A 25,939-nucleotide genomic window follows, 5' to 3' on the forward strand; every position below is an offset into this window, starting at 1 on the left:
AGTCCGGTTGATCATCATCAATACTAAGGAAATTAACAGAATGAACATGACATCCGTTCGTGCCATCATTGGTGCCAGCCTTCTTGCCGTAGCAAGCCTTGCTCAAGCGAATGCAACCCATGAGAGTTTTATTGACGTTGCAGGGTCCGTGTCCTTTGACGGCTGGAACCAACTGAATCGCAACCGCACCGATGCCAAGGGCAACCCCGACCCATTGACCTCCGCACAACTGGAAGCCGGTACCGCTGGCAATGTAGCAGGTTCAGGCGATGCACTACTGACACTGATTTCCGGCTCCTACTATCCTGCAGGTGCGGGCCTGTATGGTAATGCTTCCATCACCTTTAGCGACAACACCGTTGCCAGCAACATCTCCTCCCTCGCATTCCAAGGCATCATCAATGACTTTGATGGATCCTTTGGCGGCACCCCATTCTCCTTGAGCCTGAGCTACAATGGTGGCGATCAGGCCATTGCCGGCACATTGGTCAACTTCGTTGATACCGGCACCGCTGCCGACTATTACTATTTCACCTGGGATCTGAGCGGTATTTCCACGCCCATCACTTCCTACACCCTCAATTTCGACATCGGCTTCTCCCAGTCGCTGGCTTTCCAGATTGACCAAGTAGCCGCAGTACCTGAACCATCCACCTATGCCATGCTCATGCTGGGCCTGGGTGCAGTAGGCTTCGCAGCACGTCGTCGCAAGCAAGCCTAAGCTACTCAAGCGCTACTGCAAGCTATGCAGTAGCGCTCCCCTCTCATATTCATATTGAAAATCTTGGAATAATCATCTCGGCATTGAAGTAAGCATCTGGATTTGCCTTCGATCAAATGATCATTTGAGTGCGTTGATTAAAAAAATAACTCAAACACCAATGAAGAATTTTCTTATATTGCTGACTATAATTAGTCAGCACCTCCGGTTGCGCGTCTAGCCCAAGCAAGCACACTATTCACATATGCGATGAGCAAGGTTGCTCTGACCGTCACCGCAGCGGATCCACCTTTGCCCCCGAGTCCTCCACCTCTCCAGAAGAAAAGCTGAAGATCCAGCAACTTACCGCGCTGGCAGAAAAAGACCCGCGCGCAGCTTTTGATCTTGGACTGCGGTATTTCCGTGGCGATGGCATCACCAGCAACTCATATCAAGCATTGACCTGGATGCGTCATGCAGCAGAGCATGGCGATGTTGATGCCCAGCTCGCGGTCGGCCGTTTCTACCTGATGGGGCTGGAAGAAATGGGTTCCGACCCTGCCGAAGCTGAATCCTGGCTAAGCCAGGCCGCAGGCAAGGGTAATCAGGAAGCGCAAACACTGCTGGAACAAGCACAGTAAACCAAAAAAAATGAAGTGGAATACCGCCGGTGGCTGAATCTTTATCGGCCTTACTGGTACGGATATTGGCATAGCGGCTATAGCTACCGCAGCTATTGGCGCGGATCTTCCTGGCATTTTTATTGATACGCCAACGATTACCTCACCCCTCAACCCTAGCGAGAATTAAGCATGTTCAAGAAAAAACTTAACCTGGCAATGGTATTGTTGCCACTGGCATTGGTCGGTTGCGTCAGCACTGATGGTCCTGGCCTGGGCGGTATGCTTTCCACCGGCTCCTCACCAACCGTGGCCTCCGGTGCAGCAGGTAGTACCAGTGCAGATGCAAACTCCAACCTGGAGCGCTGCAAAGCCCCGCTTGGCACCATTGCCATGGATGACGGCCGCGACAAAGAATGGTTCACCACTTTCGGTTCCGCCACAAAAGTCACCAGCATTGAACCTCTATTGCGCTTGGCGGTGCAGCAATCAAACTGCTTTGTAATCACAGCTATCGGCAACAGTCATACCGATGGGCACATCTCGGCCATTACCGATAAGCAACGCAACTCCGTCGAATTTCGCGCTGGATCCAAACAGCAAAAAGGGCCGCGCGTGGCTGCCGATTACTTTCTTGAACCAGCCATCATCATCGACAACGACTCCACCGGTAAAATTGCGGGTGCCTTGGGCAGCCTGATTGGCAACGGCGTAGGTGCATTGGCTGGCTCCTTGGAATCCAAGGTATCCGTTGCAACATTATCTTTGTACGATATCCGCTCTTCCTTGCAAATCGGTATTGCGGAAGGCAATGCCACCGCCACTAATTATGGTGCCGCACTCGGTGCATTTGGCGGCGGGGCGGCAGGAGGGCTTGGCGGCTTTTCCCGCACGCCTGAAGGCAAGGCAACTGTTGCTGCATTCGTGGATGCTTACAACAAAATGGTAGTTTCACTACGCCACTACAAGGCGCAGGAAGTTGAAGGTGGCTTAGGCACAGGTGGCAAATTGAAGGTCGGCAAATAAGCCTCTTGCCCATCACGTCAAGGGAGGATGCCTATCGGCATTCTCCTTTTTCATTTCCATCTCCTATTTTCCAGACTGCGTCCTTAGTCACTTCAACTAAGGGCTGGCCCAGCATCACTTCGGGTTAAACTAATGTTTTCCCTGCATACAGAGGCATCAACAACTTAATGTGGTCTGATCTCTTCATGGGCTTAGGGGCGATCGGCCTCATGCTGCTAGGCATAGATTGGATGACGCGCGGCCTGAAAACCGCGGCGGGCCCCAGCTTCATGCAATTATTGCAACGTTGGACCGGCACGCCGCTACAAGGCATTTTCATCGGCAGCGTGAGCACGCTCGCCGTCCAGTCTTCCACCGCAGTCACCGTAGCAACCATCGGCTTCGCCAATGCCAACATCCTCTCACTTTCCGCCGCAGCCTTTATTATTTATGGCAGTAACCTGGGCAGCTCGCTGAGTGCATGGCTGGTGGCAGTCGTTGGCGGCGGCATCAAGCTGGACGATCTGGCGCTGCCCATCCTCGGCATCGCCGTCATGCTCAAGCTCCTCAGCAAGCACTCCCGCCGGCAGGGCATCGGCGAGGCATTGACCGGATTCGCACTGTTGTTTCTCGGACTGGGTTATCTCAAGACCAGCTTCGACTCGGCTTTTATCAATATCGATTTCGCCTTCCTCACCAGCCTGGGCGTCTGGGGCATCCTGCTTTCCATGCTGGCAGGCATCCTGCTCACGGTCGTCATGCAAGCCTCCTTAGCAGTCGTCGCCCTCGTCGTCACTGCAGTATCCACTGGCGCCGTCCCGCTGGAAATCGGCGCTGCAGTCGTCATCGGTGCCAATGTCGGCACGACCTCGACAGCACTGCTAGCAACCTTGGCGGCCACAGCAACCGCCAAGCGGGTCGCCAGCCTGCACGTGCTGTTCAACGTGCTCACCGCGATCGTCGCCTTACTACTATTAAAACCACTGCTTTGGGGCATCCAGGAAATCGCACAGCTGTTATTTCACGACACCCAGCCACAATTCATCCTGGCATTGTTCCATACCATGTTCAACGCCTTGGGTGTCGTGCTGATGTACCCCCTGACACCACCGCTACTCCGCTGGCTGGAAACCAAATTCAAGGCACCCACCTACCAAGGATCGTTTAGCCTCGACCAATCCAGTCTGGCCATTCCCAGTCTGGCGATCAAGGCCATGAGCCTGGAAGGCATGCGCGCCGGGCAATTGATCGCACGCCTCGCACTCACGATGGGGCGGCACCATGAACTGGATGCGCAACTGCTGGAGGATAACAAGCAAATCCTGCAAAACCTGCATCACTACATTGCGCAGTTAGCCCAGCAAAGCATGTCGGCAGAAGAAGCCGAACTGCTCAATCAGCTCGTGCAAAACCAGCTTCGCCTTTCCATGGCTCTGCAATTGCTGCCGGCCCTGGCTCGGCACCTGGATCAGGACCCGGCTGCCTTCGAGCTGGAAATCCCTTACTGGCAAGCCTTGAGCGACAGCCCCCTGCCTCCCGACTCGGCGGCGCTGCGCCATGCCTACCGGCAATTCATTCGTGAGCGCCAACAGAAAAAACAGCGCATTGTTCAGGATGTACTACATGAACGCAGGGGCCAGGAGTCCGGCGGCGACGACCTGCTCAAACTGGCAGAAACACGGCGCTTCAACCAGCAGCTGACCAAGGCTCTGCTTGCATTCGGCAAGCTGCAGTCTCGCTTCGATCAGCCGGAATCGATTGTCGAAGCACCGGAAGAAAGCTCTGGCCAGCCACAAACAGCGGCCTAGGCGGCCGTGAGCCGCCACAAGGAAGTCACTTCAGCCGACCTTGCCAGGTATAAAGGATCGGCTTGGTCGCTGGCCCGGCCATGCCGTGGCCGGATATCCATTTTATCAATGACCTTGAGTCCAGACTCCTCAAACATCCGCAGCAACACCTCGCGGGTGCGCAACTCCAAGTGCTCGGCAATATCGGACAAGATGAGCCAGGCTTCCCCGCCTGGTGTGAGGTGGGCTGAAACGCCACCAAGAAAGCCCTTGAGCATTGTGCTCGCAGGATCATAAATCGCATACTCGATGGGGGCATTAGCCTTTGCCGGTATCCAGGGCGGATTGCAGACAATCAGCGGTGCCTTGCCTGGCGGGAAGAGATTGCACGACAGCACTTCCACCTGCGCCTCCAGCCCCAGTCTTTGCATATTCTCTCGCGCGCATGCCAAGGCACGGGCATCCTGGTCGGTGGCAATGACTTTCTGCACCCCACGTTTTGCCAGTACCGCTGCCAGTACACCACTGCCCGTGCCGATGTCGAACGCCAGCATCTTATCTGGCAACGGTGCCTGGGCCACCAGGTCGACATATTCACCACGCACTGGCGAAAACACACCGTAATGCGGATGGATCCGCGCGCCTAGCGCTGCCACCTCCACCCCCTTCTTGCGCCACTCGTAAGCGCCGATGACGCCTTGCAGTTCACGCAGGGATATCAGGGAGGGCTGCACGGCATCACCATATGCCTGCTGGCAGGCTTCCCGTACATCGGGCGCGCGACGCAAGGCGATGCTGTAATCTTGGTCCAGCTCCACCAGCATCATGCCTAGCACGCGTGCCCGCTGCGCCTGGGCTTGTCGGTGCAAATGGAATGCCTCTGCAGGCTGGACAGAGGTTTTGGTCGGCTTGCGATCTATCCGTCTTGCCATGGCCTGCAACAGCTGGCGGGCATTCTGGAAATCCCCTCGCCACAGCAATGCCGTGCCTTCACAGGCCAGGCGGAAGGCATGGTCCGCCTTGATAGCGTCATCCACCACTTGCACCCTCGTTGGCGGCTTGCTATGGTTCTCGGATCGCCACAAGGCCTGGCGTGACTGTGCGGCCTCCTGCCAGAAGATCATCGTGTCGGGAAAGGCGGGCGTGCTCAAGTCAGAACTTTCTTGGTATGTAATGCGTCATTCAGTTGCAGAATCAAAATAAAACTATTTGCTCATTATAGAGCATGACCGCCCACTACCCGGATGCCACAAAGGACAACCACCATGCACCCAATTTTGTTTCCTGCCTTGATCGTACTATCTCTCGCCGCGTGCGGCGACGTTGCAAAACTTTCCGTCTCTGCGGGAACCGGCACCAAACCCGAGCTGCCTGAACCACGCAGCAGCCTGATTCCTACCGTGCATATTGCCCCTGCAGTAGGATGGGCTGAGGATGCAACGCCAATTCCCGCAGAAGGGACTATAGTCAATGCGTTTGCCAAACACCTGGACCACCCTCGCTGGCTCTACCAACTGCCCAACGGCGATATCCTCGTGGCGGAAACCAACGCCCCCCCGAAGGAGGAAGGTTTCAGCCTACGCAGCTGGGTTGCCTCCAAGGTCATGGCGCGGGCTGGCGCGGCCACTCCGAGCGCAAACCGCATTACCTTGCTGCGTGATACGGACGGTGACGGAGTAGCAGACCAACGCTCCGTCTTTCTGAAGGGCTTACATTCGCCTTTTGGCATGGCCCTGATCGGCAACACTTTTTATGTCGCCAATGCAGACGCAGTGGTCACGTTCCCCTACCAGGAAGGCGCCACGGAAATCAGCGTCCCGCCCACCAAGCTGGTCGACCTGCCTGGCCTTCCGCTCAATCACCACTGGACCAAGAACTTGATTGCCAGCCAGGACGGCAGCAAGCTGTATGTCACCGTGGGCTCCAACAGTAACATCGGGGAAAATGGCATGGACATCGAACAAGGCCGCGCCGCCATCTGGGAAGTGGACGCCAAGACGGGCGAGCACCGCATTTTTGCATCAGGCCTGCGCAACCCGAATGGCCTGGCTTGGGAACCGGACAGCGGGGCATTGTGGACTGCAGTCAACGAGCGGGACGAGATCGGCAGCGACCTGGTCCCCGACTACATTACCTCGGTACAGGATGGGGGATTCTATGGCTGGCCTTACAGTTACTATGGTGGCCATGTCGATACGCGCGTCAAGCCGCAACGCCCGGAGCTGGTCGCAAAGGCCATTGCCCCGGACTACGCTGTCGGACCTCACACTGCTTCACTGGGTCTGGCAGCAGCCAGAGGCAATACGCTGCCTGAGCAGTTTGCCAATGGCATGTTCATCGGCCAGCACGGTTCATGGAACCGCAAGCCCAGCAGCGGTTACAAGGTAGTGTTCGTGCCCTTTGCCGAGGGCAAGCCCTCCGGCTACCCTATCGACGTACTCACTGGCTTCCTGAACAGCCAGGGCGAGGCTCAAGGTCGACCCGTGGGCGTGCTGGTGGACCAGAAAGGTGCCTTGCTGGTAGCTGACGATGTGGGCAACACCATATGGCGTGTGACCTCGTCAGCAAATTAATGAGAAATAGCACGGATTTTTTCCTGATCTAGCGCAAAGGGTTGCCTGCGTTTTTTACGACATGTTTTAATGCGCCATCTTTGTCCATTGCAGACTGAACCCGGAGCCGCATGCATGATCAGGAAAATTTTCACCATCGCCCTGGGCTTTGGTGTGTTAAGCACTTTGTCGGTCAATGCGGCAACATCGGAAAAGGACGACGCGCGTGAAGCCGCCGTCCGCTTTTTTGACGACTACGCCACGCTGCGGAAAACCGATCAGATAGCTGGGTTGCCAAACATGCAACAGCTTGATGCGGTTTCCCGGCACTTTATCCCAAAGCTGCATCGTATTTTCTATATTTCGCTACGCGAGCAGCACCGTTGCCGGACAAGAAACAAGCCCATCCCCTGGTCTAGTGGCGACCTGTTCACTTCCAATGATGCCGGTTACACCAGCTTTACCATCGAACCTAGCATCCCGAACCAGTTCGGCCGCCAGTCAACTGTCCATTTCAGCCTGGAGCAAAACGGCAAGGTACAACGCTGGAGCGACGAGGTGATCCTGCACAAGGAAAATAGCCAATGGATGATTTACGATATCGAGTACCACGCCCCATTTGCTGGACAAAAAGCTGGAAAGAGCCTGCAATCCATCATCGACAAGAATCCCGCCTGCTGAACTTAGAGGTTTCAATCAACGGATGCCTATGTTAATGTACGCGCCTATTACTTAGGTCACGTATATTCAGTTTCAAACGGATGTAGATTGATAGTATTAGCAACACACCAGCAGGGAACCGGTTGTGGCATTTGATGCATCAACCGCAGTCGCGCCCTCTTCCTTCGAGTCTTACCTGGCTGCGTCCACACAAGCGTTGTTTATCGCCCTAGATGAACGCGATTCCTATACCCACCAGCATTGCGACCGGGTGTCGCTACTCGCCCACGAGATCGGCATCGCTTGCGGATTGAGCCAGAAAGAACTCGACCTGCTTGCCGTGGGTGCGCGATTCCATGACATCGGCAAAATCGGCATCCCGGACAACGTGCTACTCAAGCCTGGAGCATTGACCGCCGAAGAATGGGGCATCATGAAGATGCACCCTGTGAAGGGAGAGCGCCTGTTCCGCAACACGCTGCACCCCCAGGCTGACCAAATCGCTACCATCATCCGTCATCATCATGAATGTTTTGACGGCAGCGGCTACCCGGATGGTCTGGCAGGTGATGACATCCCGCTGGCGTCTCGCATCATGCTGATTGCCGATGCCTATGACGCAATGGCGACGACGCGCCCTTATCATCGCGCACGCGCCCATCGCGACATCATCGACATCCTGGCTGCAGAGGAAGGCATCAAGACCGACCCCGATGTCTTGGCCCGTTTTCTACGTGTGATCCCTCACAGTCAGGCGCGCGCAGACTAAGCATCATCGCTGAATACCTGCTGCCACAGACGCCGTACAGCAGACACCTCTCGTTCCACCTGGTCCAGCGGCACGCGCGCCTTCTGGTCCCCTTGCAGCCGGATGGCATGCTGGCGGCGCCGGTAATCGCGATATGCCTGCGCCACCTCGTGCGCCAATGCCGCATTCACCAGACCCAACCCACCCAGAATGTCGAGCAATGCAATATTGCCCAGATTACGCGTCAGCTCGGGATACTGCGACGCATGCGCCAATACCAGGTATTGCACGATGAACTCGACATCGACGATACCGCCACGATCATGCTTCAAGTCGAATAGCTCACCATGGTTGGGATGCGCCTGGTGCATCTTCTGACGCATCGCCACGACCTCTGCAGCCAGCGACTGCCTGTCACGCGGCTGGCGCAGCACGCTTTCCCGGATGCACTCGAAAGTAGCGCCGACCTGGGGATTACCTGCACAGAACCTGGCCCGCGTCAGCGCCTGATGCTCCCAGACCCAGGCCTTTTCCTGCTGATAAAGCTGAAAAGCCTGTACCGAACTCACAAGCAAGCCGCTGGCCCCATCCGGACGCAACTGCATGTCGGTCTCGTAGAGGGTGCCGGCCGAGGTAATGCTCCCGAGCCAGGTATTCACGCGCTGTCCAAGCTTGGCATACACTTCTCCGGCTTCTGGCGCCTCATCATCGTAAAGGAAAATGATGTCTAGGTCGGAAGCATACCCCAGCTCCTTGCCTCCCAGCTTGCCATAGCCAATGACGGCGAACAGCGGTTGCTCACGGTGACGGTGACGCAGGACTGACCAGACGGTTTTGATGACCACATCCAGAATGATGTCCGCCAATGCGCTCAGATAGTCCGAGAGCGTTTCCAATGCCAGCTCTCCGGCCACATCCTTGGCCGCAAAACGGAACACGGCGGCATGCTTGAAATGCCGCATCTCATCCATCTGCCGCTCCAGATCGCCGGTAAGTGACGTCATGCGCTGCTCAAGGTCAGCATGCATGGCGGCAAAATCGGGAGCCGCATACAGGTTGCGCGTATCGAGCAGTTCGTCCAGCAATATGGGATGCTGGGTCAGGTATTGCGCAAGCCATGGGCTGGCAGCCACAATACGCGTTACCAGCGTCAGGGCCGAGGGATATTCGGCCAGCAGAGCAAGATAACTCGCTCGACGGCAAATGCTGTCCAGCAGGTCGGCAACCCGTATCAGTGCCTGGTCGGGATTGACCTCCTGAGCAGCCTCCTTGATCGCCAGCGGCACCAATGCGTCGAAACGCTGGCGGCTGAGCTCGGGCAATTGCTTGTAACGCGGGCTGTCATGCAAACTTAGCAGCTTGCGCAGGGTTTCGGCCGGCTCCCGATAATTGAGCTGTGCCATGGCTTCGACCGCTTCCTCTCCCTGGAGCGCCCGCTTCCATAAAGCGACTTCACGCTGTCGCGGCACCTCTTGCTCGGTACACTCATCCGCAGGGTCGTTGAACACCTCTTCGAAATGCCGCTGCACTACAGTGCGATGCTGTTCCAGCACGTCGAGAAAGGCGTTCCAGTCATCATAGCCCATACCCAGCGCGATACGTCGCCGGCTCTCTTCGCTCACTGGCAAATCCTGCGTCTGCGTGTCTTCAAGGTACTGCAACCTGTGCTCCAGGTTGCGCAGGAAAATATAGGCCTGTCTCAATTCCCGCACGGCATGTGTGGGCAGCAAACCCTTTGCCTCCAGCAGCCCCAGGACCGACAAGGTCGGCTTGACTTGCAGGCTGGCGTCTCGGCCGCCGCGAATCAGCTGGAACACTTGGGCGATGAATTCCACCTCCCGGATGCCGCCGCGCCCCAGCTTGATGTTGTCGTGCATGTCGCGGCGGTTTACATCCTGTTGTATCTGCACCTTGAGGTCGCGCATGGAGGCAAATGCGCCAAAATCGAGATACTTGCGGAATACGAATGGTCGCAGCAGCTCGGTCAGGCCCTGATCCGGTCCCGCAACCACCCTGCCCTTGATCCAGGCATAACGCTCCCATTCGCGTCCCTGGTTCTGGTAATACTCCTCCAGCATGGCAAAACTGCAAGCCAGCGGGCCTTCCGAACCGTAAGGCCGCAACCGCATGTCCACACGGAAGACAAAGCCATCCTCGGTGATCTCATCAATCGCGGCAATCAGGCGCTTGGCCAGCCGGGTAAAGAACTCGAAATTGCTGATCGACTTCGCACCGTTGGTTTCGCCATCCTCCGCAAACGCAAAAATCAAATCGATGTCAGAAGAGACGTTGAGTTCACTCCCACCCAGCTTACCCATACCCACTACGGTAAACTGCTGGCGCTCGCCGCTTTCTTCGCCTATAGGGGTGCCATATTGCGATTCCAGCCACCCCGTGATGTGACGCAAGGCAAATTGCAGACTGATCTCCGCCAATGTGCTTACCACCTGCATCACTTCGTCCACCCCGCCAAGGCCATTGAGGTCGCGCACGATCAAACGCAGCATGACGCGTCGGCGCAATTGGCGCAGCGCACGTTTGAGGCCGGCATCGTCCACGACTTCGTGGCTGTCCAGCCATGACTGCATCTCTGCAGCAGTCCATGGTCGATGCAGGGTGGCGCCCAACTCGGTCAGCAACCCAGCATCGCTATTGATCAAGCGAGCAATAAAAGGACTGCACTTGACCGCATGCAACAAATATTGTTCATCCCGCGATAAGGGTGTATCTGCCTGTAAAATCTGTGATAGTGTGCGCATCTTGGATTTGTAAATGAAATGTTATAATTCGTTTCCTAACGGCACAGGTGCGCTAGCACCGATAGCATAGCCTCATTATAAAGTCTTGAAGGAGCATTTATGTCGTCCATTGAATCCGTGCTGACGGAAACGCGCGTTTTTGCGCCGCATGAAACATTCCGCCAGGCCGCCACCGTCTCGGGATTGCCTGGCTACCAGGCTTTATGCGATGCGGCTGAGCAGGATTACACCGGCTTTTGGGCCAACCTTGCCCGGCAGGAAATCTCGTGGCAGACCCCGTTCACCGAGGTACTGGATGAGTCGAATGCCCCTTTCTATCGCTGGTTTGCCGATGGCAAACTCAATGCTTCCTATAACTGTATAGACCGTCACCTGGAAAAACGGGCCAACAAGATCGCGCTGATTTTTGAGGCCGATAACGGCGATGTCGCCAACATTACCTATAGGGAACTTCACCAGCGCGTATGCCGCTTCGCCAATGCTTTGAAAAAGCAAGGGGTCGGCCTCGGCGACCGCGTCATCATCTACCTGCCCATGAGCATAGAAGCCATCGTTGCCATGCAGGCCTGTGCCCGCATCGGGGCAATCCACTCCGTGGTATTCGGCGGCTTTTCCGCCAAGAGCCTGCACGAGCGCATCGTCGATGTCGGCGCCAAGCTGGTCATCACTGCCGACGCCGGTATACGCGGAGGCAAACAGGTAGCATTGAAGGCTTCAGTGGACGAAGCGCTGGAGCTGGGCGGCTGCGAATCGGTCGAGAAAGTCATCGTCTACCAGCGTACAGGCGTGGATATTGCCTGGAATCCGCACCGCGACGCATGGTGGCATGAGGTTGAAGCCGCCGAGAACGACAATTGCGAGCCTGTCTGGGTGGATGCCGAACATCCTCTGTTCATTCTATACACTTCGGGCTCCACCGGCACGCCGAAAGGCGTACAGCATTCCACCGGAGGCTATCTGCTTGGCGCCATCATGAGCATGAAATGGGTGTTCGACCATAAAGCCACCGATATTTTCTGGTGTACGGCCGACGTTGGCTGGATCACCGGCCACAGCTACGTAGCTTACGGCCCATTGGCGCTCGGCAGTACGCAAGTGGTGTTCGAGGGCGTGCCAACTTATCCCGACGCCGGCCGCTTCTGGCAAATGATAGAACGCCACAAGGTCAGCATTTTCTACACCGCACCCACTGCCATCCGTTCGCTGATCAAGCTGGGCGGCGACCTACCCCACAAGTATGACCTCTCGAGCCTGAGGCTACTGGGCACCGTGGGTGAGCCGATCAACCCTGAAGCCTGGATGTGGTATTACAAAGTGGTCGGCAAGGAGCGCTGCCCGATTGCCGATACCTGGTGGCAGACCGAGACCGGGGCGCATATGATTGCGCCGCTGCCTGGCGCCATCGACCTCAAGCCAGGATCCTGCACCCGCCCCCTGCCCGGCATCATCATGGATATTGTCGAAGAGGACGGCACCCATATCGAAGGCACCGGCGGCGGCCTGTTGGTGGTGAAGAAGCCGTGGCCCTCGATGATACGCAACATCTGGGGCAATCCTGAACGATTCAGGAAAGCCTATTTCCCCGAAGAGCTCAACGGGCTGTACCTGGCAGGCGATTCGGCGCACCGTGATGAAGACGGTTATTTCTGGATCATGGGCCGCATCGATGATGTACTCAACGTTTCCGGCCACCGCTTGGGCACCATGGAGATCGAATCTGCCCTGGTTGCCAACCCCTTGGTGGCTGAAGCAGCCATTGTCGGTAAACCGCACGATATCAAGGGCGAATCCATTGTGGCCTATGTAGTGCTCAAGGGTGAGCGGCCTGAGGGCGAAGCCGCCAAAACCATTGCCGGTCAGTTGCGCGAGTGGGTAGGCAAGGAAATAGGCCCGATCGCCAAGCCAGACGAAATCCGCTTCGGCGAGAACCTGCCCAAGACGCGCTCCGGCAAGATCATGCGCCGCCTGCTGCGCTCGCTCGCCAAGGGAGAGGAAATCACATCGGACATTTCGACGCTGGACAATCCCGCCATTCTCGATCAGCTCAGACAGTCAGCGGGCTGAAACCCTGGCAGGCCTTAAACAAAGACGGCATCCTCAGGATGCCGTCTTTGTTTCTACGCCAGGGACGAATTGCGCATGAGTATCATGACTGCGGACTTCTGGCCAATGCCTGCTGGTAGATATTGACTGCACGCGTCCCAAGCTTGCAGAACCCCAGGATCGGCGTCGGCAGGCTGGGCAGCAGCGCGGCTAGCTCCTCCACTTGGGCAGGGGTCATCTGGCCTGGCACCACAGGAATGTGGACATACCGTAAACCATGGGCTTCCGCAGCCTGTCGGATGTCCTCGCTACGGGGCTGCTCGGCGCCGCCCTCTCCATCCGGGCGATTGTTGATGATGGTTTTGAATCCTGCAGCAGCAGCGTCAGCTACCTGCTCCACTGTCAATTGTGGGCAGCTGCTGAACTTGTCGCTGAAGGTGTTGGTCGTGAGTGTCATCTTTCCTCCTGTGAAGTCATGTCGAATATACCACAGTCGGCAAAGCCTCCTCGCTGTTGGCAGCCTGTCAGGATGCCAGCTCCTCGGCGTAGTTATAACTCAGCGGCCATTGCCAATGCGCCGAAGTTGGGTCGGTCAGCTGTCGCAAGTGCTCTGCAATGCGCTCGATCAATGCCGCATCCTGCTGCCGGTCGAGGCCAAGGTAGGGTTTGCCGTGATAGTCACCACTGAAGGCCAGCACGTCGGCCACGGCACCATTCTCCTCGAACAAGGCCTTGATGCGCTGGCACTCCTTGTCCTCTGGCGTGATGAGGCGCAGTGAATACAAAATCCCCAGTGCTGCACCGAACTCCAGCATAGGCGTCTGGATACCATGGCGGGCAGCCAGCTCAATGCTGCCCATGATACGCTCCTTGCGCTGTAGTTTGCGTAGGGGATCGCGCCCGATACGCCGACATGGGTCCTTGAAAGAAGCCTTGCAACGCGCAATGAAGCTGTTGACGAACGAGGTATTGATATATTCCGCCAGGGCCGGGTTTTCCTGCAGCATGGCAGGCTTGATCTCGTTATTGACCAGGCGCTTTACCAGCATGACCACACGCTCGTCCCCCATGCCTTGCCCGATGGTCTGGTAACCCAGCAAGCTGGCATACCATGCGATGATGGCGTGTGTACCGTTCAGCAGCCTGTTCTTGATCGCCTGGATCTCGGCAATGTTATCCACGGTCTGTACCTGGCGGAGGCGTTCGAGTATCTTGCCTCCCTTCTTGGCATACAGCACCATGTCCGGCCCGCTTTCAAACAAGGTCACTCCAAGCTGGTCCAAGGCCCGATTAAGATGCGAGGCATGCCGTAACTGGCTCACGATCTTGCCCAGCCCCGGCTCGGCCAGGAGGGCGGGTTCCTGATGCATGGGCGCCACGTTGCCTTCCCCGCTGCCCAGTGCCTTCTGGGTATGTTTCTCAAAACTAGCGAAATTAATCCTGACCTGCTTCAATAGAATTTCTTTCGGTATTTTTGACACCATGCGGTTGACGACCGTTTCGGTAAAGTATGCCATCGCCATGATCTGCTCTGCGCGCTGCTCATCAAGCATGCGTACCATGGCCTCCTTCACCTGCCGCCTGACAAATGCCGCTCCGCTCAACTTGTTGAGTATGACCAGAATGGTCAGGGGCCCGGCGCCGTTCTGGTAGCGTGCAACCAGTCCCTTGGCAATCATCGCCGCCTGCTGCTTGATGGCGGACTCCGGCAGGCACAGCCCGATGATCTCCGATACTGCGTACATCTCGCACACCGCTGCCTCGTCTGCCATGTCGATCAGGCGGATACGGTCTATGGTCTGATGGAAGGCCAGGTTCCCGTAGTGAACGTCATACTTGCCGAATGCATTGACCAGGCTGCGCAGGATCGCATTGTTGCTCGCGCCGATAATTTCATAGGGCCTGGTATATCCATCCCAGTGCGAGAATATCTGCGCCAGGTAACCGCCGCCCATCGCGCCGAAACCATGAATGCCCGCACGCATATTGTTGATGGTTTGCGGAAACGCATCTGTCAGCTTGGGCTTGGGCAGATTGGGTGTGAATCTGACCAGGTCGGCCAGGAAATCGGGCATGCTGTCGTAGGCCTGGTAGGCCAATTGTTTGATATCGGGCCTGGGCTCCTTGATGTCCTTGATCAAAATGGGCAGGCCGCCGGCTCCTGAGGCAGAGCGCAGGCCATTTTCAGAATCCTCGAACATAAGACAATGCTCGGGCAGGCAATTCAGCTCCTTGGCCGCGGTGCGGAATATCTCCGGGTGCGGTTTGCCCTGCTTCACCTCGTCGCCGCAGACCGTGATATCGAAATACTTCATGACGTTGGCGTTGATCAGGTACTCCTCCGCAATCGCGCGACGGCTGGAAGTGGCAACCGCCATCAACAGGCCATTGCGCTTGAGTCGCTCGAGGATCTCATACAGTCCTGGTTTGACCGGCACGCCATGCTTGCGCACATGCGCCAGCTCCAGCTCGTCCGCGCGCTTGCGAATAGCGGCATAGGGATAGTCTTCGCCATAGCGGCTCTTGGCAAGCTCTTCCGCCTTCTTGGCACTCAGGCCCAAGGAGCCGAGCAGGATCTCATCACTGATGGTTTCGCCGAAAAGTTCGGCAGAAGCTTGCTTGATGGTGGTAAATCGGAGACGTTCGGTATCGAACATGGTGCCATCCATATCGAATATGGCAGCATGGATGAGTCTTTCCTTGAAAATCATTAAAAATCCTTAACGCTGATTGATTATGCGGGTTCACCTCGGGTGTGAAATGAATGATGACTTTTTTACCATAACATATTTTTGCTACTGTTCGGCTATTTGGTCTTTGGATTCAATTTGATGCGATGAGGAATACTCATCATTCGGCAGGGCCCTAACGATCCTGAAAGCGGCTTACTTGTAGGACTGAGGCAACATTTTCGCCGGTAGCACAACATGGATCCATGGATTGCCTTTCCCTTGAATAAGGGCCGCTGCCAAGTCTTTAGTACAGACATGTAGCGGGGTGAAAGGTCTTGTGGGGCAATAGGTTAGGCAAAAAACGACCGTTGCATGTTTTGGGTTAAGTGCTACACAAGCGCTTCACAATAACAATCGTAGGGGCGTTCTGACAGGCTGGGACGCAGTATTGTCGTAACCTTCAACTTGTTCTATTCCCAAAAGGCGAAAGCGCGTGCACACAACGGCACTCGACGTCATCCTGGCCCGTGTGCTGGGAGTGCTTTTTGTCGAAGCTCTGCACTCGACGGCTGGAACAACCGTGTCTTCTGGCTTTCTGTGTGGACTTATGGATGAGAGTCTTTCAGCCGCAATACGACAGATGTATGAGATCCCGGAGCGATCATGGGAATGACTCCGATGGAATATTTGTTGGCTTGGCGCATAGGGCTGAGCAAGCATTTCCTGATACTCAGTGCGTGCGGTCTTGCTGAAGCAGAGCGCGATGGATACAGCTCAGTAAACAGGTTCCGTGTCGCGTACATCCGCTATGCGGGAGTGGCGCAAGGCGCTATGCTCTGCGGGGCATGACAGTGCCTTGCACGCAAGAAAAGTAATAGCGCACAAAGGTCTAAAGGGGACAGCTGGACGGCAGTGTATACACCGCCTCGCTGCCCTAACGGCTACTCTGCCAACGTCTACACGGTAATGTCGCGCAGTCGGTACAGATCGCGTTGGGTATGAAAGCTTCCCGACAACGATCCAATTATTTTATCGCCACAACCCCCTTGAGGCACTAGCATTCCCGGTGCGAACAGCACTACTCATATCATCATCTGTATCAAAACTCTCCCCTTCGCCTTCAATGTGATAGACCCTCGGCTCTTCTGAAAAGTATTTCTGCAAGCCTGTCATGAATGTCAGATGGTCTTCACTTGCTTCGAAGCCCGGGGTGTGATCTTCAAGTGACTCCCATCGTACGATCAGATTAAATAGCTCAGGTGTTTCGACCCCTCGTGCGAGCAGGTGACCGCCGTAGCCCTTGGCTCGACTGAGCAAGAGAGCGACCTCGGCAAATGCACAACTGAATCTTTCAACGTATTCCTTGTGAACAGGTAGCAAAGCGATTTCATAAATCATGGTGACTCTCCAAACTGATTTTGATGGCTAAAAATTATGCACTTTCGGTATGACTCGATGGCTCTACTGCAATCGCGATTTTTCCCCGGAGACCATTATTGGGAGTCTCCAATAGCGCATGGGCGAGTGGTATGTCGGCTAGCGAATAGACCGCGCCAATGTGTGGCCGTAGTTGACCGCGCTCTATCAGTGCGCTCAATTCATCAAGCTTGCCGCGATTCTGTCTTGTGAATACGAAGTGGTAACTTGCGTTCTTGCCCCAGGCCTGAACGAGGTTTTGTGGCAGTGAAGTGTCTACTATCGTGACAATGCGGCCAAGTTGGGCCAGCGTATCGGGGCTGCGCGACAACGTGTTACCGCCGATGGTGTCGAATACGACATCGACGCCATGACCACCCGTTTCCCGCATAATGGCATCAACATAGTCCTCCTTTTCATAGTCAATGACCACGTCAGCCCCCAAGGTTCGAGCGAACTCAAAATTTGCTTCACGCACAGTCGTAAACACCCTGGCCCCCATGGCTTTTGCGACTTGGATCGCTACATGGCCCACCCCGCCCACACCACCGTGTATCAGGATGCTTTCTCCCACTCGTAACGCGGCGCGCACGACCAGTGCTTCCCATACCGTTCCTCCTACCAGGGTCAGACTTGCCGCCTCAAGATGGCTCAATGAGCGCGGCTTCTTACGCCAGTCCCCGGTTACGCAGTGAGCCCAGCAGGTTGCGTGCTGCCCGGTAGTCCAGCGAAATGCGGTATTGAAGTTATCGGTGAAATGAAAAAACTTTGGTTCCGGATTTTTATCAATGCATTTATAACGGCAATAAATCCCAGCCAGGAACATAGTGCAGTCAACCGTTGTCTTTTACTGTGTCAACTCAAGATTGACATTTTTTCCCCGAGGACCAACCGATAAAAATCAAGAAAGGAGCCTCAATGATATTCAGGCAACTGTTTGATCAGGAATCCTCCACTTATACCTACCTGCTCGGTGATGAATCAAGCAAAGAAGCATTGCTAATCGACCCTGTCGATTCGGGACTCCAGCTTTACCTCACCCTGCTGGATCAATATGGCCTGGTGCTGAAATATTCACTGGATACCCATGTGCATGCTGACCACATCACCGCCAGTGGCTTGTTACGCCAGGAAACCAGCACGCTCACGGGCATTGGCAGCCGCTGCAACGCCTTGCTTGCAGACCTGCAATTACAGCATGGAGACCAGCTCAGCCTGGGCCAACATATCGTCGACGTGCTGGCGACACCCGGCCATACGGCAGGCAGCGTCAGCTACCTGATGAATGACAGGGTGTTCACAGGAGACTCATTAATGATCAATGGCTGCGGACGGACCGATTTCCAGGGCGGAGACCCGGGCACGCTTTATGACAGCATCACCGGCCAGCTCTTTACCTTGCCGGACGAAACGCTGGTCTACCCAGGTCATGATTACAAGGGATACCGCGTCAGCGCCATCGGCCAGGAAAAGGCCATCAACCCGCGGCTGGCAGGAAAATCGCGCGAGGAATTCATCGCCATCATGAACGCGCTGGATTTGCCGAAGCCGGATATGCTCGAGGTCGCGGTGCCAGCCAACAAAAGGCTGGGGATAGAAGCCTACCCCCATGGCTGAAAGCCAGCATGCACCGAGCAAACCCGACCCGCAGTTTGCCTGACTCAATAGAACCCAAGGAGACTTTATGGATGCACTCAGTGACTACCTGCGCCAGCAACCGGCCTTCAAACGCCACAAGCCAGAGGAAATCGCCTTCATCAATACATTCAAGCTACGCCAGCTCAACATGCCTGCGGGCAAGACGGTCGTAAAGGAAGGCGCCAGCTCCCCCCAGCTCTATACCCTGCTTGACGGCTGGGCTTATCGGTATCGCACACTCAAGAACGGCAACCGCCAGATCCTCAACTTTCTGCTGCCTGGCGACCTGATCGGGCTGCAGCAGAACCTGCTGGAAAACAGCGGCAGTAGCGTGCAATCGTTGACGCCCATCAGCCTGTGCGAGCTGGACAAGAGCAAGCTCTGGTCGCTCTATCAGCACCACCCGGCGCTGGCCTACGACATTACTTGGCTATGCGCTCAGGAAGAACAAATCGTCGATGAGAACCTGATCAATGTCGGCATGCGCAACGGCATGGAAAAAATTGCCATGCTGCTGCTGCACCTCTACAAGCGATACAAATCCATCTACCCTGCCACCAGCAAGACCATTCCCTTTCCCCTCACACAACAGGAAATTGCCGATGCGCTGGGATTGTCACTGGCCCATACCAACAAAACGCTGCACAAACTGGAGAAGCTCGGGCTGCATCACCTACGCAACAATCTGCTGACTATCTATGATGAGAAAATGCTGGCCAGCCTGGCGGATTACTTCCACACACCGTTGAAACCGCGCCCTCTACTTTGCTGAAAGCCGACGACTATATCCAGCTCAGGCGCATCCACCCTTCCCCAGAGGTTAGCTGTAAGCCGCTTGCGGCAGCCATCAATTCCAGCGCTGCCTGATCAATCAGGCGCACATGCGCAGTTGGCCTGGTTTTGTCCTGGTTGACGTCATATAAGGAATGTATGATCTCCACAGACACGGACTTGGGCTGCTTCTGCTCGATACGCAAGCTCACAGGCGCTTGCACACTATCCTCGACATGACATAGCAGTGCCAACCAAGCGTAGAGAAATGGCTGGTGGTGCACCTCTTCTACCTCCTGGATATCGCTGGGAACATAATCCAGCTTGATATCGCGCAAGGCCAGCGATGCCGTCATCAATGACATACCCTGGCGCAGCACCTCGGCAGGCGTCGCCAGCCCCTTGGCCCCAGGTTCCCATGCCTGCAGCGCGCGTATTCCCGTCACGGCCTCTGCCAGTTGCTGGTCTATGCGTTCAACCGGTTCGTTCAGCACTGCCTTGCCTGCATCCCCTTTGGATAATAGCCGCCGAACGATGGAAACGCTCATGCGTGCAATGGAGACGGGGCCAACCAGGCCATGTCGCAAGGCAGGGAAAACACGCATGAATATCTCATGCCTGATACCTGCAAGCACCCATTCCCGTTGTTGTACCGCTATTGGAGATTCCATGCATTCAACCTTGTCAAATGGACTGCAATATAGGCTCAAGCGAGGCAATATCTATCGGTTTTTCCAGATAGAAGTCAAATAGCTCGCAAGCTTCCTTTCCGAGGTCATTCTTGGCAAAACCGCTCACGGCAACGAACTTCGATGTTTTCTCCATAGGCAATGCGCGCAATTGCTTGACCAATGCCAGCCCTGAAGTGTCGGGAAGATTTAAGTCGATGAACACTGCATCATAGCCCCTTGTGGACATTGCATGCAGTGCATCGGTACCGGACATGACATAATCGGCCTGAAAACCGAGCATTTCCAGCAGCTCCTTGAAGGTTTCTGCCGCGGCTTGATAATCTTCGACGATCAACGCCTGTTGCGCCTGTTTCTCCAAGTCCCCTCCATTATTATTTTTAAGTGTCATGATCTGCATTATAGGAAAACCGACAGCTTAGTCATATGTCGTTTCACATATTCATCAAGTATTCGTCAGCCAGAGGTTACGGCGTTCATCATACCCTGAGCACAAAAACCGCGGCACATGGAAACAACAAGGTAAAATAGCCCCTTTGTCCAGCGTTCAAAATTTAAAACTCCCTATGTCCAGTTTCAGCTCAGAAGTCCAGCGCCGTCGCACTTTCGCGATTATTTCCCACCCGGATGCGGGTAAAACCACGTTGACCGAGAAGCTGCTCTGGTTCGGCGGCGCCATCCAGGTCGCAGGCGAAGTGCGCGGACGCAAGGCGGCACGCCATGCCACCTCGGACTGGATGGAACTGGAAAAGCAGCGCGGCATTTCCGTCACATCGTCAGTGATGCAGTTCCCCTACCGCGAGCACATGATCAACCTGCTCGACACGCCGGGCCACGACGATTTCTCGGAAGACACTTACCGTACGCTTACCGCAGTGGATTCTGCCGTGATGGTGATCGACTCTGTCAACGGCGTGGAGGCCCAGACCATCAAGCTGCTCAACGTCTGCCGCATGCGCGACACGCCCATCCTCACCTTCATCAACAAGCTGGACCGCGAATCGCGCGCGCCGATTGAATTATTGGACGAGATCGAATCCACGCTGGGCATGCAGTGCGCCCCGATGACCTGGCCGATCGGCATGGGCAAGAGCTTCCGCGGCGTCTACCATTTGTACAACGACACTATCAGCTTCTTCGATCCGCATGCTGAGAAGGGTACCGCCGAAATCATCCAGGGCCTGGACAATCCACGCCTGGACGAACTGATCGGCGCACAGGCCGATGACCTGCGCGTGGATGTGGAACTGGTGCGCGGCGCCTCCAATGCCTTCGACAAGCAAGCTTATCTCGACGGCAAGCAAACGCCGGTGTTCTTCGGCTCGGCTATCAACAACTTCGGGGTGCAGTCCCTGCTCGACGCCGTAGTAGAGCTTTCCCCGCCCCCGCTGCCGCGCAATACCGCCAGCCGCGTGGTTGAGCCGACGGAGGAAAAATTCTCCGGCTTCGTGTTCAAGATCCAGGCCAACATGGACCCCAAGCACCGCGACCGCATTGCTTTCCTGCGCATCTGCTCGGGCCGCTTCGAGCGCGGCATGAAGATCAAGCAGGTCGCGACAGGCAAGACACTGTCGGTGAACAACGCCATCACCTTCATGGCACAGGACCGCACGACCATGGACGAAGCCTATTCCGGCGACATCATCGGTATCCCCAACCATGGCACAGTCAAGCTGGGGGACACCTTTACTGAAGGCGAAAACCTCAAGTTCATCGGCATTCCGTCCTTTGCCCCTGAATATTTCCGCCGCGCACGCATCAAGAACCCGATGAAAATGAAGCAATTGCAGATCGGCCTCAAGCAACTAGCCGAGGAAGGCGCTTCGCAATTGTTCCGCCCGCTACTTTCCAATGACTTGATCCTCGGCGCCATCGGCTTGTTGCAGTTCGACGTAGTGGCACACCGCCTGGAACATGAATACGGCGTGGACGTCGCATTCGAGAATTACGATTGCGCCACCGCACGCTGGCTACGTGGATCTGATGCCGACCTCAAGGCAATTGCCGACAAATACGGCTTCAACGTCGCGCTGGACGGCAATGAGGAATACGTCTACCTCGCTCCCAACCGCGTCAACCTGCAAATGGCACAGGAACGCTATCCCGACATCGAGTTTCTCGAAACCCGCGAGATTTTCTGAACCCGATGAAGCACACGGTTCCCTGTCCTTGTGAAAGCGGCGACGCCTACGAGCAGTGCTGCAAGCGCTGGCACCTGGGAGAACCCGCGCCAGACGCCGCAGCGCTCATGCGCTCCCGCTACACAGCCTATGTGCTCGGGCTGACGGATTACCTGCTGCATACCTGGCACCCTTCGACGCGCCCTGCCTCGCTGCAGGATGAAGCGGGTAGTCAGCCGCTGAAATGGCTGGGCCTCAAGGTCGTGCAGCATGAGGCAACAGGCAGCAACCAAGCTATCGTCGAATTCATTGCCCGCTACAAGCTGAACGGTAAGGCGGAAAGGTTGCACGAGCACAGCCGCTTTGTGTGCGAACATGGACGCTGGTACTACGTGGACGGCGACTTCATCGGGGACTGAGCATGAATATCCTTTTCATCCACCAGAACTTCCCTGGGCAATTCCGCCATATTGCCCAATCCCTGATCGATGAAGGCGGACATCAAGTATTGAGCCTATGTGAAGCCCATGCCCCCGGCATGCAAGGCGTACAGCGCATGGAATACAAACCGGCTCGTGCCGCGACTCAAGGCGTTCACCCCTATCTCGCTCCCGTGGAAGAGCATGTGATCCGCGGCCAGAGCGTCGCGCGGGCGCTGCTGCACCTGAAAGAAAAGGGTTACCGGCCCGACATCATCGTCGCCCATATGGGCTGGGGCGAAGCGATCTACCCCAAGGACATCTACCCCGATGTGCCGCTGGTCACATTCTTTGAATTCTTTTACCAAACCACAGGCGCAGATGCCGGCTTCGACCCGGAATATCCCATGACACTGGATGACCACCTGCGCATCCGTACCAAGAACATCACCAACCTGCTCTCTCTGCATGCCGCCGACATCGGCATCAGCCCCACGGCTTGGCAACGCAGCCTGTACCCGCCGCAATACCAGCCCAAGCTGCGGCTGATCCATGAGGGCATCAACACCGAGGCTGCGCGTCCCGACCCTTCAGCCTGGATACAGCTAGGCTCAGGCTTAAAACTCACGCGCAAGGACGAAGTGATCACCTATGTATCGCGCAATCTCGAGCCCTACCGCGGCTTTCATGTCTTCATGCGCGCCTTGCCGGAAATCCTCAGGCGCAGGCCCAAGTGCCATGTCTTGATCGTGGGGGGTGACGAGGTCAGCTATGGCCGCAAGCTGCCGCCAGGCGAGACCTACCGGGCCAAATTGTTGCGGGAAGTGCCTGGCCTGGACCTCAGCCGCGTGCACTTCCTCGGCAAGCTACCCTACCAGCAATACCTGCGCGTGCTGCAGATATCCTCGGCACACGTCTATCTCACCGTGCCTTTCGTGCTGTCCTGGTCGATGCTGGAAGCCATGTCGGCCGGCTGCCTGGTGATAGGCTCGCGCACGGCACCGGTGGAGGAAGTCATTGAAGATGGCAAAAATGGCTTGTTAGTTGATTTTTTCTCAGGCAACGAGCTGACCAATGCCATAGACCGCGTATTTGCCTCATCAGACCAATTGCAAGCCATCCGCGAAACCGCACGCGCTACCATTATTGAACGCTACCCTTTGAGCCAAGGCATCTCGGCCTACCGGCAACTATTCGGCGAATTGATATAACAGTTGAGAACAGCACTTGGCGACTGCCTACGAAAAATAAAAAAAAACGATCAAGACTCAGTGTAACAAGACTCAGTGTAAAAAGAACCTGACAACATTGCTTGCACTACATCCGATGCTTACTTGACCAGCTTGGTGAGCAATGTTACTGACAACTACGAAGCAGCCTATACCAACTAGGCAAAACACTAGGGAGAAAACAGCATCAACCGGCAATCAGGCGGTTGATTACGGCTTATGACAGTAGTAACGATGCAGCGTGAGCAGTTCACTTAACTTGGCTGCTCGACGCCTAACTGGCGAGTCGGCAAAGGGACGGCAGGTTTTACCCCCATCCCAGCAAGCAAAATAAACGGCCTATAAAGTTGTTAGGTGCTTGTGTTGAGCTTTGGAAAACCTTTGTACCACTCAGTAAAATTACCAGTGACACTCTCGCCTTTCAATAGAACTCTAGGCTTCATCCAGCTCGTAATGAGTTTTTTAGGCTTTTCATGCCAGCTCAAATTAAATGAGCACATACCGCGACCATCAAAAAACTCAGCTTGACTATAGGGAAGATGATCATGAATCCAATATGCAAGTGACCGCCAGTCAGTGCCGCTGCTGTATTTATCCATAAACCAAGGAATGACAATACATGCAGTTGCCCCTATGCCATTATCATCGGGATAATCCCAGATATGATGGGAAAAATTTGCTTTATTGCTAGCGCAATTATGCCCTTTCTCATGTCCAATACTATTTATTTTCGGTGATCTATAAGCAGAACGTACTGTTATACGACCAAAGGTAGCATTTAGTGGCTCTAGTAACTCCTCACACAAATGCCTACCTGCCTCAACAGCCTTATCCGGATTTTCTGGAATATTTGGCACTCCGTAAAAATTCGATATTTCGCTATACAAAAAATCCCGCATAAAAAAATGCTTAGATAGACGAATGCGACCAAAGCGATCAAGTGCATCATAAGATTTAATGGTTCGCATCATATATCCTCAATCATCCAATATCTAAGCTCATCAAATGAGCTTACTGCGATGAATTATCAAAAAACCTCTGGCTGTCTATCCCAAGTACAATATTTCCAAGGAAGGACATCCTCAAGAACGGTTAGCCTTGGCTTAGGCATCCCTGGGTCAACAAACGCTCCAAGCGTAGCAAGCTTTCGTTCGTAAATGTACTGTCGACTCTCTGGTAAAAATACCCAAACAGATATATGCCAAGTAGGATCGATGCCAGAGTCTCGTTGCAAAGCAAGCTCCAATTCAGGCCAATGTGCCTTCCAGGCTTTAAGACGCTTTATCAGTGCAGATACGCTTGACGAATAAGTGACTTCACAAAGATATACCTCACGCTCTCGAAGGGAGACTGCCATTAGATCACAATACCAAAAGCGGCCTTTCTTTGGACTAGCTCCAAGTTCAAGTTGCAGCAATATTTCAGGATTAACAAATACCCCACGGTCAGCACGTAAAAACTCGGCCACAACACCTTGAAAAAAATCTGTCACAACCACTCCTCATCTCGAAATCATCGACTTGTTCCACTATGTAGGCAAGTCCAATATATGACAGTATTAGTGCAATCAATCATTCAGTAAATATGAAGTTTTCTGTACCGAAATGCAATTAGACTTTCTTCTTATAGGAGCAATTGATTTCCTTACAAATTGGGGCAACAACACTCCTTCGCTGTGCTCAAAGTTGGCAGCATGCAAAAATTCACTATTATTCTTCCTTATCTCTTCAACAACATCACACCTAAACCAGACTTTTGCATCGACTTCATTATCAAAAATTGTGTAAATATCTGGTCCTTTTATCATAGAAAACGAATACTCAATGACCCGTACCCGAAATTTAACAACTCGCTTTAGATCAATCTTTTTCGTCTGGTTTTCGGTGTAGTAGAGATACATCCAGAACGCTGCATTTTTATCATTTGGTAGAGTAGTTGGTTTAAACCATAGAAAAGGAAATGAAATCGCTCTGGTTCCCGAGCTTTTCCACCTCTCAAGAAGTTCTTCAAACCAGCCTGGAATTGTTGGATATAAATATGAATTCATCTGTTCCTTATTGATTACCAATGCCTGCATACACTGTATCGAGTAACCAGTTCGGTTTCGATGC

The 25,939-nt window shown here is 54.8% G+C and carries 24 protein-coding genes; 13 read left to right on the plus strand and 11 right to left on the minus strand.

From position 1 onward, the window contains the following. The first annotated feature begins 40 nt into the window (after positions 1-40). The 4 genes from MFLA_RS08805 to MFLA_RS08820 all read left to right on the plus strand — a co-directional run bounded on the left by MFLA_RS08805 (position 41) and on the right by MFLA_RS08820 (position 4,133). On the plus strand, positions 41-721 hold the full coding sequence (locus MFLA_RS08805; protein WP_011479940.1) for a PEP-CTERM sorting domain-containing protein: 681 nt from the start codon (positions 41-43) through the stop codon (positions 719-721). Between the two features lie 350 nt (positions 722-1,071). Beyond that, on the plus strand, positions 1,072-1,341 hold the full coding sequence (locus tag MFLA_RS15005) for a tetratricopeptide repeat protein (RefSeq protein ID WP_267864502.1): 270 nt from the start codon (positions 1,072-1,074) through the stop codon (positions 1,339-1,341). 171 nt (positions 1,342-1,512) lie between these two features. Beyond that, the gene (locus MFLA_RS08815; protein ID WP_011479942.1) at positions 1,513-2,346 is read left to right on the plus strand and encodes a hypothetical protein; all 834 of its coding nucleotides are present in this window, start codon (positions 1,513-1,515) and stop codon (positions 2,344-2,346) included. Between the two features lie 167 nt (positions 2,347-2,513). After that, positions 2,514-4,133 (plus strand): Na/Pi cotransporter family protein, encoded by a 1,620-nt coding sequence (locus MFLA_RS08820; RefSeq protein ID WP_011479943.1) that lies wholly within the window; start codon positions 2,514-2,516, stop codon positions 4,131-4,133. On the opposite strand, the gene MFLA_RS08825 is transcribed toward MFLA_RS08820, so the two are convergent. Continuing rightward, positions 4,130-5,236, minus strand: coding sequence for a methyltransferase (locus MFLA_RS08825; RefSeq protein ID WP_011479944.1), 1,107 nt, complete (start codon positions 5,234-5,236; stop codon positions 4,130-4,132). The genes MFLA_RS08820 and MFLA_RS08825 overlap by 4 nt on opposite strands. 141 nt (positions 5,237-5,377) lie before the next feature. Here MFLA_RS08825 and MFLA_RS08830 point away from each other — a divergent pair, with 141 nt between their 5' ends. From MFLA_RS08830 to MFLA_RS08840, 3 genes are all read left to right on the plus strand, one after another. Then, a complete protein-coding gene (locus tag MFLA_RS08830) occupies positions 5,378-6,685 on the plus strand; it encodes a PQQ-dependent sugar dehydrogenase (RefSeq protein ID WP_011479945.1) in 1,308 nt (435 codons plus the stop codon). Between the two features lie 114 nt (positions 6,686-6,799). Further along, a complete protein-coding gene (locus MFLA_RS08835) occupies positions 6,800-7,345 on the plus strand; it encodes a DUF3828 domain-containing protein (protein WP_011479946.1) in 546 nt (181 codons plus the stop codon). A 124-nt stretch (positions 7,346-7,469) separates the two neighbouring features. Beyond that, a complete protein-coding gene (locus MFLA_RS08840; RefSeq protein ID WP_011479947.1) occupies positions 7,470-8,093 on the plus strand; it encodes an HD-GYP domain-containing protein in 624 nt (207 codons plus the stop codon). On the opposite strand, the gene glnE is transcribed toward MFLA_RS08840, so the two are convergent. After that, positions 8,090-10,831, minus strand: coding sequence for a bifunctional [glutamate--ammonia ligase]-adenylyl-L-tyrosine phosphorylase/[glutamate--ammonia-ligase] adenylyltransferase (gene glnE, locus MFLA_RS08845; RefSeq protein ID WP_048811663.1), 2,742 nt, complete (start codon positions 10,829-10,831; stop codon positions 8,090-8,092). The two genes, MFLA_RS08840 and glnE, sit on opposite strands and share 4 nt — an antisense overlap. 99 nt (positions 10,832-10,930) lie before the next feature. Here glnE and acs point away from each other — a divergent pair, with 99 nt between their 5' ends. After that, positions 10,931-12,895: an acetate--CoA ligase gene (acs, locus tag MFLA_RS08850; protein ID WP_011479949.1), complete on the plus strand. Its 1,965-nt coding sequence runs from the start codon at positions 10,931-10,933 to the stop codon at positions 12,893-12,895. Between the two features lie 82 nt (positions 12,896-12,977). Here acs and MFLA_RS08855 read toward each other — a convergent pair whose 3' ends face one another. The 4 genes from MFLA_RS08855 to MFLA_RS08875 form a co-directional block, all read right to left on the minus strand. Then, complete coding sequence (locus MFLA_RS08855; RefSeq protein WP_011479950.1) at positions 12,978-13,331, minus strand: TIGR01244 family sulfur transferase; 354 nt, start codon at positions 13,329-13,331, stop codon at positions 12,978-12,980. Between the two features lie 67 nt (positions 13,332-13,398). Next, positions 13,399-15,585 (minus strand): bifunctional mannitol-1-phosphate dehydrogenase/phosphatase, encoded by a 2,187-nt coding sequence (gene mtlD, locus MFLA_RS08860; protein ID WP_011479951.1) that lies wholly within the window; start codon positions 15,583-15,585, stop codon positions 13,399-13,401. 990 nt (positions 15,586-16,575) lie between these two features. Then, complete coding sequence (locus MFLA_RS08870) at positions 16,576-16,944, minus strand: antibiotic biosynthesis monooxygenase family protein (protein ID WP_011479953.1); 369 nt, start codon at positions 16,942-16,944, stop codon at positions 16,576-16,578. A 34-nt stretch (positions 16,945-16,978) separates the two neighbouring features. Beyond that, positions 16,979-17,617, minus strand: a complete 639-nt coding sequence (locus tag MFLA_RS08875; RefSeq protein WP_229407039.1) for a zinc-binding dehydrogenase — start codon at positions 17,615-17,617, stop codon at positions 16,979-16,981. A gap of 263 nt (positions 17,618-17,880) precedes the next feature. Between MFLA_RS08875 and MFLA_RS08880 the strand changes: the two genes are divergently transcribed. Continuing rightward, positions 17,881-18,579 (plus strand): MBL fold metallo-hydrolase, encoded by a 699-nt coding sequence (locus tag MFLA_RS08880; protein WP_011479955.1) that lies wholly within the window; start codon positions 17,881-17,883, stop codon positions 18,577-18,579. A gap of 67 nt (positions 18,580-18,646) precedes the next feature. Then, positions 18,647-19,372, plus strand: coding sequence for a Crp/Fnr family transcriptional regulator (locus tag MFLA_RS08885; protein ID WP_011479956.1), 726 nt, complete (start codon positions 18,647-18,649; stop codon positions 19,370-19,372). A gap of 10 nt (positions 19,373-19,382) precedes the next feature. On the opposite strand, the gene MFLA_RS08890 is transcribed toward MFLA_RS08885, so the two are convergent. Together MFLA_RS08890 and MFLA_RS08895 are read right to left on the minus strand one after the other, a co-directional pair. Further along, positions 19,383-20,042, minus strand: a complete 660-nt coding sequence (locus MFLA_RS08890) for a hypothetical protein (RefSeq protein WP_011479957.1) — start codon at positions 20,040-20,042, stop codon at positions 19,383-19,385. 13 nt (positions 20,043-20,055) lie between these two features. Then, a complete protein-coding gene (locus tag MFLA_RS08895; RefSeq protein WP_195741984.1) occupies positions 20,056-20,451 on the minus strand; it encodes a response regulator in 396 nt (131 codons plus the stop codon). A gap of 175 nt (positions 20,452-20,626) precedes the next feature. Between MFLA_RS08895 and MFLA_RS08900 the strand changes: the two genes are divergently transcribed. Genes MFLA_RS08900 through MFLA_RS08910 form a run of 3 tightly spaced genes read left to right on the plus strand, consistent with a single transcriptional unit; the run spans position 20,627 to position 23,810 of the window. Continuing rightward, the gene (locus MFLA_RS08900; RefSeq protein WP_011479959.1) at positions 20,627-22,201 is read left to right on the plus strand and encodes a peptide chain release factor 3; all 1,575 of its coding nucleotides are present in this window, start codon (positions 20,627-20,629) and stop codon (positions 22,199-22,201) included. A 5-nt stretch (positions 22,202-22,206) separates the two neighbouring features. Next, on the plus strand, positions 22,207-22,599 hold the full coding sequence (locus tag MFLA_RS08905; RefSeq protein ID WP_011479960.1) for a YchJ family protein: 393 nt from the start codon (positions 22,207-22,209) through the stop codon (positions 22,597-22,599). Between the two features lie 2 nt (positions 22,600-22,601). Beyond that, on the plus strand, positions 22,602-23,810 hold the full coding sequence (locus tag MFLA_RS08910; protein ID WP_011479961.1) for a glycosyltransferase family 4 protein: 1,209 nt from the start codon (positions 22,602-22,604) through the stop codon (positions 23,808-23,810). 368 nt (positions 23,811-24,178) lie between these two features. Here the strand turns inward: MFLA_RS08910 and MFLA_RS14600 are convergent, their stop codons facing one another. The 3 genes from MFLA_RS14600 to MFLA_RS08915 all read right to left on the minus strand — a co-directional run bounded on the left by MFLA_RS14600 (position 24,179) and on the right by MFLA_RS08915 (position 25,875). Further along, positions 24,179-24,799 carry a hypothetical protein gene (locus MFLA_RS14600; protein WP_229407040.1) on the minus strand — a complete coding sequence of 207 codons (621 nt, stop codon included), beginning with the start codon at positions 24,797-24,799 and terminating at the stop codon, positions 24,179-24,181. Positions 24,800-24,855: 56 nt separating this feature from the next. Continuing rightward, positions 24,856-25,320, minus strand: a complete 465-nt coding sequence (locus MFLA_RS14605) for a hypothetical protein (RefSeq protein WP_195741985.1) — start codon at positions 25,318-25,320, stop codon at positions 24,856-24,858. Positions 25,321-25,395: 75 nt separating this feature from the next. Continuing rightward, on the minus strand, positions 25,396-25,875 hold the full coding sequence (locus MFLA_RS08915; protein ID WP_195741986.1) for a hypothetical protein: 480 nt from the start codon (positions 25,873-25,875) through the stop codon (positions 25,396-25,398). Positions 25,876-25,939 lie beyond the last annotated feature (64 nt).

Source organism: Methylobacillus flagellatus KT (genome assembly GCF_000013705.1).
GTDB lineage: Bacteria > Pseudomonadota > Gammaproteobacteria > Burkholderiales > Methylophilaceae > Methylobacillus > Methylobacillus flagellatus.